Below are 13,476 nucleotides of genomic sequence, written 5' to 3'. Positions count from 1 at the left end.
GTGAGCGCCTCCGGAACCGGTCCGCTGGACAACGACTCCGCGCTGGACCTCTGCGACGACCTGCGGGAACTGGCCCCGGAGCAGGCCGTCGACGCGCTCCGCGCAGCGCTGCGCTCGGCCGCCGACGTCCCCCCGGGCGACTACCTGGAACGCGACACCGCCGAAGCCGCCATCGCCGCCGCGGCCCTGGTCCTGGCGCGACGCGGCGGCGCGGCGGTGGTGCTCGCCGACGCCGACCTCACCCTGCCGGAGCCGCCCGCGGATCTCGTCGGCTTGATCCCCCCGGCGCTTTCCCGGGCCTTGGCCCCGGATTCCGAGGTCCGCGGGCTGTGGGCGGACGCCGGGCTCGGCGACTCCTGGCGGGCCGAGGTCGAACGCCTCCGGCGGGAAGCCACCGGGAGCTGAGGGGAATTTCGCGAGCTGCGCGGGGGATCTCGACGCCGAGCGGGCGACTATGCTTGCGCACGAGCCCTCCTGGGCCTTCCGCGCCGCGACTGTGCAGGAGTGATGCCGGTGCCGCAGAGCCCACCGCCCGATGGGGAGCGCACCCCCGCACGTCCGTTCCCGAGGCCGCCCGCCCCGCCGGACTGGGGCCCGCCGCAACCGCACCCCTGGCCGTACTCCCCACCGCCACCACCGCAACCCGAACCGCGCCGACCGCGCCGCCGCCTCTGGGTGGTCATCGCCGCCGTGCAGTTCGCGGTGATCGCAGCGCTGGTGGCGTGGATCGCCTGGCCCGCGGTGATGCGCGCGATCCCGGGCGCGGTGCGGGCGGAGGTGCTCACGCCCGCCGAGGCCGGCGATGCGGTGGGCGTCCCGCTGCACGCCGGTGCGAGCCGGAGCGAACCACCACCACCGCCGCGGGCCGATCCGCCGGAGTGCGCGGTCGCCGCCGGACCCACGACGCGGGCGGTCTACGCCCCCGGGTGGACGCGGTTCCACTCGGCGACCTACCAGGACTCCGCGGAGTCCACCGTGGTGACCCAGGTGATCGGCACCTACCCGGACCGGGCGCGCGCCACCGAGGTGTTCGGCGCGCTGAGCGACGGGGTCAGCGGCTGCGACGCCGCCCGGCGGATCGGCGAGACCACCTCGTCCTGGTCCTACGGCGTCTACACGACCAGCCCGGACGTGCTGATCTGGATCGGGTTCCAGGACGGCGCCCCGTGGGCCTGCTTCCGGCAGGCCCGGCTGGAGGGGTCGAGCGTCCTGCAGGTCTCGGTCTGCCAAGCCGGTGACGGTGCCCCGGCCACGGCGCGGCTCGCCGAACGGTTCTTCGGCCGGGCAGGCGCCTGACCACCCACCTGTTGGAGGACCAGGTGCGGGGCCTTGCCTCAGCGGCGGTGCGGGTCGACGGCCGCACCGCACAGCGGCTCGGCCGCTTCCGCCCTCACAACCAGCCGAGCTTCACGGCTTGCATGCCTGCCTGGAAGCGGGTTTCGACGCCGAGGCGGGCGATGAGCTCGCGGACGCGGCGGTGCGCGGTGCGGGCGCTGAAGCCCATCAGGCGGCCGATGGTGTCGTCGGTGGCGCCGGAGGCGAGCAGCGAGAGGATCCAGCGCTCCTCCTCGGTGGGCTGGACCTCACCGCCGGAGACGTCGTGCGCGGCGCTGAACGGCGCGGCGAAGCGCCAGAGGTCCTCGAAGATGCGGGCGATGGCGGCGAGCATGGCCGAGCTGCGCACGACCACGGCGCTCTCGATGGAGTTCTCGCTGACGGTCAGCGGCAGCAGCGCGATCTCGCCGTCGACCATGATGAGCTTGGTGGGCGCGACGTGGATCACCCGCGCCTGCTCGCCGAGCGCGACGAGCTTGGTGGTGATGTCGAGCTGCGGCGGCCGGGCGAGCGCGGAGCGGTCGTAGAGCACCTGGTAGCGCACGCCTTCGGCGAGCTTGCGGGATTCCAGCGAGTCCAGCGGACCCGTGGTGACGTAGGGGGGTTTCGCGACGCCCTGCACGAGGGTGGTGGCGTTGCTCTGCAGCTCGTAGGCGGCCCAGCCGACGCGCTTGGGGCCGTGCACGACCTGGAGCACCCCGCCGGTGCCGCTGTGCGAGCGGGCGTCCCGGGCGACCGAGGCGACCGCGGCGCGCGCCTCCACATGGGCTCGGGCCGTTGCCTGACCGGTCTCCGCTGGTCCCGCGACCGGCGGCTGGGTCTGTTCCAGCGTGTCCGGGTATCCGGGTAGCACAGCACACCTCACTTAGCACCGCGGCCTGGGCCCGCGGGCATCGAAACCCCCGACGTCGTCAACGTATCGAGCGGGGCGGAACGGGGTAACCGACTTTCGACGGTTCGCCCTGGTCGACCTCCGATTGACCCCGACCGGCCCAGCGATCCACCCCTGAACGCACCAGCCGGACGCGACCGGCCCTCCCTGGCGGTGCAGGAAGGGCCGGTCCACGGGCGTGCTCGCGATCAGAGGTCGCCGATCTGGAGCAGGTCGGCGATGGTGCCGGACGGGGCGCCCTGGATGACGTCGGTCGCCGCCTGGCCCTGGAGCCCGGAGATGACGTCGGCCGGGGTCGCGCCGCCGTTGGCCGCCAGGTACAGCGCACCGACGCCCGCGACGTGCGGGCTGGCCATCGAGGTGCCGCTCATGGTGTCGGTGCCGCCACCGGGAGCGAGCGAGACGATGTCCACACCGGGCGCGTAGCCCTCGACGGTGGAGCCGAAGTTGGTGAAGCTGGCGGAGCCGTCGTTCTGGTCGGAGGCCGCGGTGGTGAACACGCCCTCGGCGCTGGCCGGGGACACGTTCTCGGCGTCCTGGCCCTCGTTGCCCGCCGCGACGGCGAGGAACACGCCGCTGTCGACCAGGGCGGTGGCCGCCTCGTCGAGCGCCGGGTCCTTCGGGCCGCCGAGCGACATGTTCGCCACGGACGGGCCGCTGGCGTTCTGCGCGACCCACTCCATGCCGGACACGATCTGCTCGGTGGTGCCGCTGCCGTTGTCGTTGAGCACCTTCACGCCGACCAGCTCGGCGCCCGTGGCGACGCCGTGCGTGTCGCCGCCGATGGTGCCCGCGACGTGGGTGCCGTGGCCGTGGCCGTCCTGCCCGTCGCCGCCGGTGGCGTCGAAGCCGACCGACGCGCGCCCGCCGAAGCCGGGGTGGGAGGGGTCGATGCCGGTGTCGAGGATGTAGGCGGTCACGCCCGAGCCGTCGCCGGCCGGAGCGTAGGTGTCGTCGAGCGGGAGCTGCGGCTGGTCGAGCCGGTCCAGGCCCCAGGAGTCGACGGCGGCGGCGTCGCTGGGCTCCACCTGGATCGAGTAGCTCTGCGAGACGCCCTCGACCTTGCCGCTGGAGCGGACGTCCTCGAGCTGCTCGGCGGTCAGCGTGGCCGAGAACCCGTTCATGGTGGCGGAGTAGACGTTGCGGGCCTGCACGCCGAGCTCCTCGGCGACCCCCTGGGCGGCGATGCCGTCCTTGAGGTTGACGAGGTAGGTGTCCTGGCCGCCCGCGTCCTTGGCCTGCGGGTGCAGGGTGAGCGGGGCGAGGAGGGGCTCGGCGCCCGCCGGAGCGGCCGCGAAGACCATCGCTGCCGCGGCGACACCCGCACCGGTGCCGTAGAACAGCTTCTTCATGTGGTTCCTCCTTCAGTGCCGCTCGGGTGGGGCCGAGCGGAACCTGACGGCTTGGCATTTCGGAACGTAACCGGGATGACCACACGAAAGGGTGATGTTGGCGAATTGTTGCCACTCAATCGGTAAGCCGGGTGAAGACTTTCCCAACCCCCGCGGCACCGAGCGGGAACGCCCGCTGGCGTTTCCGCACGTCGCGGCGTTTTGCCCCGGCTTGGGCGAAATATCCGGGCAGAACTCACCGCATCGAGCATCGCCCGGAAACCCCGCGACGTTACGCCCCCGCACCCCCACCCCCGACCGGGTGGCAACCAGCGAGTGAGGGGCACCCTGTACCAAGTGACGTGGTACAGGGTGCCCCTCACTCAGAGCTCGAACGGGTGAGCCGGTCCCCGCCGCACGCGTCGGCGCGTCCGGCACCACCCGTTCGGGAAGTGAGTGAGGGGCACCCTTGTCCGAGTTACTTGGGCAAGGGTGCCCCTCACCTGCTCACCTTTCGGGTGCCGAACGGGCGTGGGCAGGACACGGACGCGTCAGTTCGCGAGGACCGCGATGATGGCCGCGTAGGTGCCGAGCAGGGCGATCCCCTCGAACCCGACCCGGCCCGGCCCCCGGTCCTGCCGGACGAGGAGACCGGTGATCACGATCACCGTCATCAGCGCGCTGGCCAGGGTGAGGAACAGCTCGTCGGGTCCGGCCGCGTGGTAGAGCGAACCGCCGCGGAAGGCGACGTCGCCGATCGCCACGTTGAGCACGTCGAAGCAGTTGCCGCCGAGGATCGCGGCGATCGCGAGGGTCAGGGCGCCCCGGCGCACGGCGGCGATCGCGGTGACCGCCTCGGGCAGCCCGTTGACGATCCCGAGCAGCACCGCGCCGACGAAACCCTCGCCGAGCGCGGTGGCGGCCACGATCCCCTCCGCGGCCACGGCCAGCGCCGCCCCGCCGGTGCCGACCGCGATCCCGACCGCGGTGAACTCCAGCCAGATGGTCCGCGCCCGGCGCGGATCGGCACCGTCGTCGACCGGCTCGTCCCGCTGCGTCGTCCGGGTGAACACCGCCCGCCACATCGGCCGGTCCCCGCTGCGGCGGATCAGCAGCAGCCCGCCGACGTAGACCGCGACCAGCAGGAACGACACCGGGTGGATCGCGGCGACCACGACCGGCGGCACGAAGCTCGCCAGCACGACCAGCACCAGCATCCCGATCAGCAGGCAGCCGAACAGGATGTTGGTCAGCGACGCGGCGGCGTGCTCCAGGTTCCCCCGCCGGTGGAACAGGTCGGCGACCGCGATCGCGACGGTCTGCGCCGCGATCCCGCCGACCGCGTTGCTGTAGGCCAGGGTCGGGCTTCCACCGGCCGCCGTGACCGCGGTGATCACGATCCCGGACAACGAGGTGGTGGCCCCGAAGAACAGCGCGCCGAAGACCGCCTCGCCCCACCCGGTGCGATCGGCCAGCACGTCGCCGAGCCGGGCCATCCGCACCGCGCCGAGCACCGTCGCGGTCGCCGCCACGGCGAAGACGACCAAGCTGACAGGCAAAGACCAAGTCCCCAGCAGTATCTCCTCGTCCGTTGTGGTCCTTTTGCGGAGCGGTGCCGGTAGCGGAACCTCAGCGGCCTTCTCGCGGTGGAAGGTGCCGTGGTCCCGTTGCTCAGCGGTGCCGGTGGCGGAACCTCAGCGACCTTCTCGCTCCGGGAGCCGCTCCTCATGTACCACCCCGTACACAGCGTCGCGGCTGTCCTCGCGAGAAGACCGCTGAGAACCCGCGGCGGTGCGAGCTGCGTGCGTGGGGCAAAGCGGAAGCGGCTTCGCCGCTTGCCTGACGGTGGTCGGCTCGTAGTCGGTCGGTGGTCGGGTGGTGCTCGGTCGGTGGTTGGGCCTTCGCTGGGGCCTTACCCGTTCGCGGCTCCCTCGAACCGGTTCCGAAGTGCCGGGCGGGCGTGCTCCGGGGGAGACTGGGACCCGGGGGGAGGCGCGATGACCACGATCGGACAGCGGGAAGCGCTGCGCATGTACGGGTGCGAGGTCGTCGACCCGGCGGGGCAGCGGATCGGCATCGTCGGGGACCTGTTCCTCGACGACAGCACCGAGGAGCCCGCCTGGATCACCGTCCAGACCGGGCTCTTCGGCACCAACGAGACCTTCGTCCCGCTGGACGGGGCGGCCTTCGACGGCGCCCGGGTCACCGTCGCGGTGAGCCGCGACGTGGTCCGGCGCGCACCGTTCGTGGACACCGAGCGCGGTGACCTGCTCCAAGAGCAGGAGAGCGCCCTCCAGCACCACTACGACCGCATCCCCGCGCCGAGGACCCCGGGTGCCGTGAGCCACCGTCCACCCGGCACGCCCGGCGGCTGATGGCACCCTCGGTGGCAACAGCCGGTGCACCCACCGGGAGCCACGACGGCCGGTCCGACCGGCCCAGGACGGAGCAACGCATGCAGCCGAGCGAGCAGGGCGCACCGCCGATCACCGACGCGATGCGCGACTACGCCCGGGAGAACCCGGGGAACTGGCTCTACATCGTCGACCCGGGTTACCAGGATTCCGGGGACGACGTGCCGCCGGAAGGCGTCGTCGGCGCCTACTACATCGACGACAACGGCGACATCGACGAGGAGTTCCAGTTCAACTCCGCCTACGAGCCCTCCGAACTGGCGGGCGAGCTGCCGGAGCCGACGAACTCGCTGGAGGAGGTGCTCCAGGGCATCGCCAACGGCGAGCTGCCGGAGGACCGGCTGCCCGAGGCGGTGCTCGACGGCGAGGTGCTGCTGTACTCGCCCGAGGACGCGGGCGATGCCGAGGCGGTCTACGCGGCGGAGATGTCCGACGGCAGCCAGCTCGTCCCGGCCTGCACGTCCGAGTCGCGGGTGCCCGCGGACTGGCCGGGCGCGCGCCGGGTCGCGGGCGCCGACCTGCCCGCGCTGCTCGGCGGGCTGGACCTCGGGCTGAACCTGACCGACGCGGTGCAGGCGGTCATCCCGAACAGCGTGCTGGCCGAGGCCGCCGCGAGCCGGTAGCCACCATCGAGGGAGGTGCCTAGCCTCGGCGGCATGAGCACTGATCGCCTCCGGGCCGGCCCCGGACCCATCGAGCACTACGCGCTGGTGTCCGACCTGCGCACCGCCGCGCTGATCGGTCGCGACGGCTCGGTGGACTGGCTGTGCCTGCCCCGGTTCGACTCGCCCTCGTGCTTCTGCCGCCTGCTCGGCGGCGACGCGGAAGGCCACTGGCAGATCGCCCCGACCGGCCCGGTGCGCGAGGTCCGGCGCCGGTACCGGGGCGACGCGCTGGTGCTGGAGACCGAGTTCCACACCGACGACGGGGTGGTCCGGCTCATCGACACGATGCCGCCGCACGAGAAGAACCAGGGCGACGAGCCGTGCCTGGTGCGGACGGTCGAAGGCGTGTCCGGGCACGTCGAGATCGGGATGCGCTGGGTGATCCGGTTCGCCTACGGCGAGGCGATCCCGTGGGTCCACCGGGTGCGGGCGACCGAGCCGGTGCTCGACGAGTACATCGTCGCCATCGCCGGCCCGCACTCGGTGGTGCTGCGCGGCGACCTGCTGCCGCACCGGGTGGAGCACGAGCGGGCGCACCAGCTCACCCGCACCGTCGCGGCGGGCGAGCGCTTCTCCTGGGTGCTCCAGTGGGCGCCCGACCCGGACGACCTGCCCGCCCCGATGGACCCCGACCAGGAGATCCGGGACAGCGAGGACTTCTGGCGGGAGTGGGGCTCGCGGATCACCTACGACGGCCCGCACCGGGACGCGGTGCACCGCTCGCTGGTGGCGCTCAAGGCGATGACCTACGCGCCGACCGGCGGCATCGTCGCCGCGCCCACCACGTCGCTGCCGGAGGCGATCCCCGGCGACCGGAACTGGGACTACCGGTACTGCTGGCTGCGGGATGCCACGATGGCGCTGCTCGCGCTGGACAACTTCGGCTGCTACGAGGAGGCGGCGGCCTGGCGCCGCTGGCTGGTGCGGGCCGTGGCGGGCGACCCGTCGCAGGTCCGGATCATGTACGGCATCGACGGGGCGCGGCACCTGCCGGAGTGGGAGGCGGACTGGCTGCCCGGCTACCACGGCAACGGTCCGGTGCGGCTGGGCAACGACGCCTACCGGCAGCGCCAGCTCGACATCTACGGCGAGGTGATGGACGCGCTGCACCTGGCGCGGGAGCGCGGCGTCACCGAGAACGCCGAGTCCTGGGGCGTGCAGCGCGGGATGCTGGAGCACTTGGAGCGGATCTGGCAGCACCCGGACCGCGGGCTGTGGGAGGTGCGCGGCCCGGAGCGGATGTTCACCCACTCCCGGGTGATGGTCTGGGTGGCCTTCGACCGCGCGGTGCGCGCCGCCGAGGAGGACGGCCTGCCCGGTCCGGTGGAGCGCTGGCGAGAGCTGCGCGACGCCGTGCACGCCGAGGTGCTGGAGCGCGGCTGGAACTCCGAGGTCGGCGCGTTCACCCAGTTCTACGGCGGGACCGAGCTCGACGCGGCCACGCTGCTGCTGCCCACCGTCGGCTTCCTCCCCGGGGACGACGCGCGGATCGTGGCCACGGTCCGCGCGGTGCAGCGCGAGCTCCAGCACGACGGGGTGCTGGTCGACCGCTACAGCACCGCCGCGCGGCGGCACGCGGTGGACGGGCTGTCCGGTGTGGAGGGTTCGTTCCTGGCCTGCTCGTTCTGGATGGTGGAGGCGCTGGTCGAGATCGGCGAGCGGGACGAGGCCGAGGCGATGTTCGAGCGGCTGCTGGAGCTCACCAACGACGTCGGGCTGCTCGCCGAGGAGTACGACGCGGTGGCCGAGCGGTTCACCGGCAACTTCCCGCAGGCCTTCAGCCACCTCGGCCTGGTCAACGCCGCGTCGACGCTCTACCTGGGCCCCACCCGGGCCAACCGCAGCCGCCGCCGAGCAGCGCAACGCCGCCGCGAGGGCCACCACCTCGGCCAGGACCGCGCCACCCCGTTCGGAACCTGAGTGAGGGGCACCCTGTACCACGTCACGGAGTACAGGGTGCCCCTCACCTGGTTCCCATCCGGGTGAACCGCGCGGCCGAACGCCGGGCACCACCCGTTCGGAACGTGAGTGAGGGGCACCCTTGCCCAAGTAACTGGGACAAGGGTGCCCCTCACTCACGACCCTTCCGGGTGAACCGGGGTCCTCAGAGGTGGGCGGTGATGAAGTCCCGCAGGTCCTCCGGTGGGCCGGGTTTGGCGAAGAAGTAGCCCTGACCCGTCTCGCAGCCGATGTCGGCCAGCCGCCGCGCCTGCGCGAACGTCTCCACGCCTTCGGCGGTGACGGTGAGCCCGAGGGCGTGCGCGAGCTCCACGAGGGTGCCGACGATCCGCGCGTCCACCGGATCGGCCCGCTCCGCGTCGCGCAGCCCCTCCATGAAGGACCCCGCGATCTTGAGCTCGTGCACCGGCAGGTGCCGCAGGTAGGCCAGGTTGGAGTACCCGGTGCCGAAGTCGTCGATGGCGATCCGCACGCCCATCCGGGACAGCGCCCGCAGCGCGTCCAGCGGCTCGTCCGCGGTGCCCATGATGGCGCTCTCGGTGAGCTCCAGCTGAAGCTGGGTCGGGGCCAGGCCGGTCTCGGCGAGGATCGCCTCCACGTCGGCGACCAGCCCCGGGTCGCGGGACTGGCGCACCGCGAGGTTCACGCTGATGAACGGCGCGCGGTTGCCGAACTCGTCCTGCCAGCGCTTGGCCTGCAGGCACGCCTGGCGCAGCACCCAGCGGCCGAGCGCGACGATCAGGCCGGTCTCCTCGGCCAACCCGATGAACTTGTCCGGGCCGAGCCTGCCGAACTCCGGGTGCCACCAGCGGACCAGCGCCTCGGCGCCGACCACGGTCTGCTCCCGCAGGCCCATCAGCGGCTGGTAATCGACGTAGAACTCCCCGGCCTCCAGGGCGGCGGGCATCTTCGCCGAGAGCCGGAACTGGGCGACCTCGCTGGCGTTGCGCTCGTGGTCGTAGAGCGCCCACCGGTTCTTGCCGTCGGCCTTGGCCCAGTACAGGGTCACGTCGGCGTCGCGCATCAGCGCCGCGGCGCTCTGGCCGTCCAGCGGGCGGTCCACGATGCCGATGCTGGCCGACACCGACAGCTCGTGACCGCCGATCCGGAACGGGGCGCGCAGCGCGCCGAGCACCGTGTCGGCGACCTCGATGGCGTGCTCGGTGCCCGGCGAACCCTGGATCAGGATGACGAACTCGTCGCCGCCCATCCGGGCCACCAGCCGGTCGTCGCCGCGCACCGCGCGCTCCAGCCGCTGCCCGACCGCCAGCAGCAGGTCGTCGCCGACGTGGTGGCCGAGGCTGTCGTTGATCACCTTGAACCCGTCGAGGTCCATGTAGCACAGCGCGATCCGCTCGTCGGGCGCGTGGTCGTGCATCACCTCGGACAGCCGCTCCAGGAACAGCGCCCGGTTCGGCAACGTGGTCAGCGGGTCGTGCATCGCCTGGTGGCGCAGGCGTTCCTGGAGGCGCTTGCGCTCGGTGACGTCCTCGACCATGTAGACCTGGAACTGCGGCATCCCGTCCTCGGCGCGCACCAGGGACACGATCATCTCGGTCCACACGGTGCCGCCGTCGGGGCGGTGGAACTGCTTCTCCACCCGGTACTGGTCGCGTTCGCCCCGGACCAGCTCCTCGTACATCCGCCACAGCCCGGCGTCGTCGGTGGGGTGCACCATCTCGTGCACGGTCATCCGGCGCAGGTCCTCGGCCGGGCGGTCCAGGATGCGCCGCAGCGAGTCGTTGACCTCCAGGACGTGCCCGGTCATGTCCGCGATGCCGATGCCCATCGCGGCCTCGGTGAAGATCGCCCGGAAGCGGGCCTCGCTGGTGCGCAACGCCTGCTCGACGGCGTCCCGGGCGTCCAGCACGGCCTGCCGGATGGCCTCCTGCTCGTCGAGCGTCCGCTTGCGCGCGGCCTGGAGGAACCCGGCGCACAGCGCGCCTTGCAGCGCGGCGACCCGGTCGCGCCAGCCGTCCCCGCCGAGCCGCAGCGCGCCGAGCAGCTCGGCGCCGAGCAGGTCGACGGTGCGGCCGAGCGATTCGGCGCTGGTGAAGTGCACCGCGACGAGGTCCACGCCGACGGAGCGGGCCGGGCCCGGGTCGAACGGCTCGCTGAGCAGCGCGTCGACCAGCCGATCGGTGTAGCCGGCCAACCGGCTCTCCACCTCGGCGCTGGTCATCGGCACGTAGCTGGTGCCCATCAGGTTCTGCGCCCACACCGCCGCGAAGCGCTGCCGATCACCGCGGGTGACCTCGGCGGTCGAGTCCTGAGCGCTGGGCACCGGCGCGGTCCAGCCAGTCATGCCTGGGCGCCCTCCACTCGTCGTACTCGCCTGGGCCGTTGTCCGGAGCATACGACCGGATCGGTCGGATGGTCGAACCTCGTATCGCGCCCGGGGCAATCGTCGTCCACCTCATCTGAGCAGGCCAGGTGAGCCACCGGGCGACCGCCGTCGGTGCGGAGGGCGGGACGGACCGCCTGCCCCCGGAAGCGTGAATGGGTCTTGCTCTTGTCGACGCCCGAACCCGGCGGCGGGTTGTGCGCGGAACACATCACGCGACCGGGGACACGTCTTTCCCGACCGGATGTCCGGATTGGGCCAGTGCGGTGAAAAACTAACACAGGTGCTAGGGAGGGCGAAAAGTCTTCGCCACACTTCCGGGGCAGAGGCGTCACTCCCCGTGCGACGCTCAGCTACGAAACCCCGAGAGGTTGCGATGTACCGACCGAGTGGATCTGCTCGCCGCCCGCGCTGGGCCTTCCTACTATCGATGTTCTGCACAGGCGCTCTGATCCTCTGTGCGCCCGCGCACGCAAGCACAGCACCTCCGGCGAAGGAGCAGGCGATGGGCACGCAGGTCACCGAACCGCCCAGCGGGACTCCGACCGAAGATCACGCGATGGGCTCGCAGATCCGCAAGCACGAAGGCTCCGGCGAACCGGGCGTGGAACCCCGGCTCGACCCGCTCGCCACGGTCCGCGGCATCGACGTCAGCAGCCACCAGGGCAACGTGGACTGGCCGCACTGGTGGGGCCAGGGGATGCGCTTCGCCTACGTCAAGGCGACCGAGGGCACCGGGTACGAGAACCCCTACTTCGCCCAGCAGTACAACGGTTCCTACAACATCGGCATGATCCGCGGCGCCTACCACTTCGCGCTGCCGGACCGGTCCAGCGGCGCGGCCCAGGCCAACTACTTCGTCGACAACGGCGGCGGCTGGTCCCGCGACGGCAAGACGCTGCCCGGCGCGCTCGACATGGAGTACAACCCCTACGGCAGCACCTGCTACGGGCTCAACCAGTCGCAGATGACCGCCTGGATCAAGAGCTTCAGCGACACCTACCACGCCCGCACCGGCCGCTGGCCCGTCATCTACACCAGCACGAGCTGGTGGAACCAGTGCGTCAACGCCGACTTCGGCGACACCAACCCGCTGTGGGTGGCCCGCTACGCCGGCTCGGTCGGCCCGCTCCCGGTGGGCTGGGGATTCCACACGTTCTGGCAGTACACGTCCTCGCCGCTGGACCAGAACTCGTTCAACGGCGCCTACGACCGGCTGCAGGCCCTGGCCAACGGCTGACCGGGCCCTCGACCGCGGCGGGCCGTCGACGACCCGCCGCGGTCCGTCCAGGCATCGCTCCCGGATGCCGGACGGGTCGCCGGAAACGCCCCGGGCGCCGGGGCATCGCGGGCACAATCACGCGCATGGGTGATCGTCGTGTCGGGCTGGTGCTGACCATCGTGCTCGCCGTGCTGGCCCTGGTCGGCATCAGCGCGGCGCTGCTGCTGCTCGACCCCCGCGCCACCGGGGCCGACGCGCTGCGCACCGGCGGGCTCGCCGCCGGATCCATCGTCGCCCTCTACGCCCTCTGGCTCAACGACCGGCGCCGCCGCACCGAGGAGCAGCGGCACGCGCTGGAGCACGACCGGGTGGCCGACGAGCGGTTCGCGCGGGCCGTGGAGCTGCTCGGCAGCGAGGCCGACCAGGTCCGGGTGGGCGCGCTGCACGCGCTGGCCGGGCTCGCGCGCACGAATCCGGCCTACACCCGGACGGTGATCGACGTGCTGTGCTCCTACCTGCGCCGGCCGTTCCTGCACCCGCGCTACGGCGACGACCCCCTCCAGGCCGCCGACGGCGAACCCGAGTGGTCGCAGCGCGAGCGGCACGAAGCGGACCGCAAGCTGGGCATCCGGCTCACCGCGCAGCGGCTCATCACCGACCTGCTGCCCGCCGCCGACGACGACGCGGCGCCCGCCTACGACCTCGACCTCACCGGCGCGGCGCTGGAGTACTTCGACCTCAGCGACCGCAAGATCGGCTCGGTGGTGCTGCGGCACGCGCTGCTGCGCAGCAGCAACAACTTCAGCCGGTGCGCGTTCCTGGGCCCGGTGTGGCTCACCGGCGCGACGATCGGTTCCGGTCGGCTGTCCGGGCGGGTCCGCTGCGAGGACGCGGTGTTCCACGGCCGGGCGTGGTTCAGCGGCGTGGACTTCTCCGGCCCGGCGAGCTTCGACCGGACCGTGTTCGCGGGCGAGGTGAAGTTCGCCCGCAGCCGGTTCGGCGACCGGATCACCTTCCGCGACGCGGAGTTCACCGGACCGGCGGACCTCCGCGCGATCGATTTCGCCGAAGACCCCGACTTCGCGGGCACCACCTGGACCCAACCCCCGCGAACCGACGCCCCGCTCCCCGGCCTCTGACCCCGCCACCCGTTCGGGACCTGAGTGAGGGGCACCCTTGCCCAAGTAACTGGGACAAGGGTGCCCCTCACCTGGTTCACGAACCGGCACCGTTCACCTGAATGGGCACCGTTCACCTGGACGGGACATGAGTGAGGGGCACCTTCATCCGACTATGCCGGATGAAGGTGCCCCT

The 13,476-nt window shown here is 72.2% G+C and carries 11 protein-coding genes; 7 read left to right on the top strand and 4 right to left on the bottom strand.

Annotated elements, in window-relative coordinates:
- Both ABD976_RS03110 and ABD976_RS03105 read left to right on the top strand, forming a co-directional pair.
- Positions 1-405, top strand: coding sequence for a DUF4259 domain-containing protein (locus ABD976_RS03110; RefSeq protein WP_345356773.1), 405 nt, complete (start codon positions 1-3; stop codon positions 403-405).
- A 102-nt stretch (positions 406-507) separates the two neighbouring features.
- Complete coding sequence (locus ABD976_RS03105; protein ID WP_345356770.1) at positions 508-1,296, top strand: sensor domain-containing protein; 789 nt, start codon at positions 508-510, stop codon at positions 1,294-1,296.
- Between the two features lie 94 nt (positions 1,297-1,390).
- Here the strand turns inward: ABD976_RS03105 and ABD976_RS03100 are convergent, their stop codons facing one another.
- The 3 genes from ABD976_RS03100 to ABD976_RS03090 form a co-directional block, all read right to left on the bottom strand.
- Positions 1,391-2,098 carry a DNA-binding response regulator gene (locus tag ABD976_RS03100; protein WP_345356767.1) on the bottom strand — a complete coding sequence of 236 codons (708 nt, stop codon included), beginning with the start codon at positions 2,096-2,098 and terminating at the stop codon, positions 1,391-1,393.
- 317 nt (positions 2,099-2,415) lie between these two features.
- Positions 2,416-3,579 carry a S8 family peptidase gene (locus tag ABD976_RS03095; RefSeq protein ID WP_345356764.1) on the bottom strand — a complete coding sequence of 388 codons (1,164 nt, stop codon included), beginning with the start codon at positions 3,577-3,579 and terminating at the stop codon, positions 2,416-2,418.
- Between the two features lie 530 nt (positions 3,580-4,109).
- On the bottom strand, positions 4,110-5,117 hold the full coding sequence (locus tag ABD976_RS03090) for a sodium:calcium antiporter (RefSeq protein ID WP_345356761.1): 1,008 nt from the start codon (positions 5,115-5,117) through the stop codon (positions 4,110-4,112).
- Positions 5,118-5,555: 438 nt separating this feature from the next.
- On the opposite strand from ABD976_RS03090, the gene ABD976_RS03085 reads away from it, so the two are divergent.
- The 3 genes from ABD976_RS03085 to ABD976_RS03075 all read left to right on the top strand — a co-directional run bounded on the left by ABD976_RS03085 (position 5,556) and on the right by ABD976_RS03075 (position 8,557).
- Positions 5,556-5,933, top strand: a complete 378-nt coding sequence (locus ABD976_RS03085; RefSeq protein WP_345356758.1) for a PRC-barrel domain-containing protein — start codon at positions 5,556-5,558, stop codon at positions 5,931-5,933.
- A gap of 80 nt (positions 5,934-6,013) precedes the next feature.
- On the top strand, positions 6,014-6,595 hold the full coding sequence (locus ABD976_RS03080) for a type VII secretion system-associated protein (RefSeq protein ID WP_345356755.1): 582 nt from the start codon (positions 6,014-6,016) through the stop codon (positions 6,593-6,595).
- Between the two features lie 33 nt (positions 6,596-6,628).
- A complete protein-coding gene (locus tag ABD976_RS03075) occupies positions 6,629-8,557 on the top strand; it encodes a glycoside hydrolase family 15 protein (protein WP_345356752.1) in 1,929 nt (642 codons plus the stop codon).
- Between the two features lie 184 nt (positions 8,558-8,741).
- Here ABD976_RS03075 and ABD976_RS03070 read toward each other — a convergent pair whose 3' ends face one another.
- Positions 8,742-10,901: a putative bifunctional diguanylate cyclase/phosphodiesterase gene (locus ABD976_RS03070; protein ID WP_345356749.1), complete on the bottom strand. Its 2,160-nt coding sequence runs from the start codon at positions 10,899-10,901 to the stop codon at positions 8,742-8,744.
- A 544-nt stretch (positions 10,902-11,445) separates the two neighbouring features.
- On the opposite strand from ABD976_RS03070, the gene ABD976_RS03065 reads away from it, so the two are divergent.
- Together ABD976_RS03065 and ABD976_RS03060 are read left to right on the top strand one after the other, a co-directional pair.
- Complete coding sequence (locus tag ABD976_RS03065) at positions 11,446-12,180, top strand: lysozyme (protein WP_345356746.1); 735 nt, start codon at positions 11,446-11,448, stop codon at positions 12,178-12,180.
- Between the two features lie 125 nt (positions 12,181-12,305).
- Positions 12,306-13,301 (top strand): pentapeptide repeat-containing protein, encoded by a 996-nt coding sequence (locus ABD976_RS03060; RefSeq protein ID WP_345356744.1) that lies wholly within the window; start codon positions 12,306-12,308, stop codon positions 13,299-13,301.
- The last annotated feature ends 175 nt before the right edge of the window (positions 13,302-13,476 follow it).

This window comes from Saccharopolyspora cebuensis (assembly GCF_039542665.1).
Taxonomy (GTDB): Bacteria; Actinomycetota; Actinomycetes; order Mycobacteriales; family Pseudonocardiaceae; genus Saccharopolyspora; species Saccharopolyspora cebuensis.
This window is presented reverse-complemented; position numbering and strand designations above follow the sequence as displayed.

What these genes read in the sequence shown, in the direction of transcription:
- ABD976_RS03105 (WP_345356770.1), top strand. Translation starts at nt 508, where the DNA reads ATGCCGGTGCCGCAGAGCCCACCGCCCGATGGGGAGCGCACCCCCGCA.
- ABD976_RS03095 (WP_345356764.1), bottom strand. Translation starts at nt 3,579, where the DNA reads ATGAAGAAGCTGTTCTACGGCACCGGTGCGGGTGTCGCCGCGGCAGCG.
- ABD976_RS03085 (WP_345356758.1), top strand. Translation starts at nt 5,556, where the DNA reads ATGACCACGATCGGACAGCGGGAAGCGCTGCGCATGTACGGGTGCGAG.
- ABD976_RS03080 (WP_345356755.1), top strand. Translation starts at nt 6,014, where the DNA reads ATGCAGCCGAGCGAGCAGGGCGCACCGCCGATCACCGACGCGATGCGC.
- ABD976_RS03075 (WP_345356752.1), top strand. Translation starts at nt 6,629, where the DNA reads ATGAGCACTGATCGCCTCCGGGCCGGCCCCGGACCCATCGAGCACTAC.
- ABD976_RS03070 (WP_345356749.1), bottom strand. Translation starts at nt 10,901, where the DNA reads ATGACTGGCTGGACCGCGCCGGTGCCCAGCGCTCAGGACTCGACCGCC.
- ABD976_RS03065 (WP_345356746.1), top strand. Translation starts at nt 11,446, where the DNA reads ATGGGCACGCAGGTCACCGAACCGCCCAGCGGGACTCCGACCGAAGAT.
- ABD976_RS03060 (WP_345356744.1), top strand. Translation starts at nt 12,306, where the DNA reads ATGGGTGATCGTCGTGTCGGGCTGGTGCTGACCATCGTGCTCGCCGTG.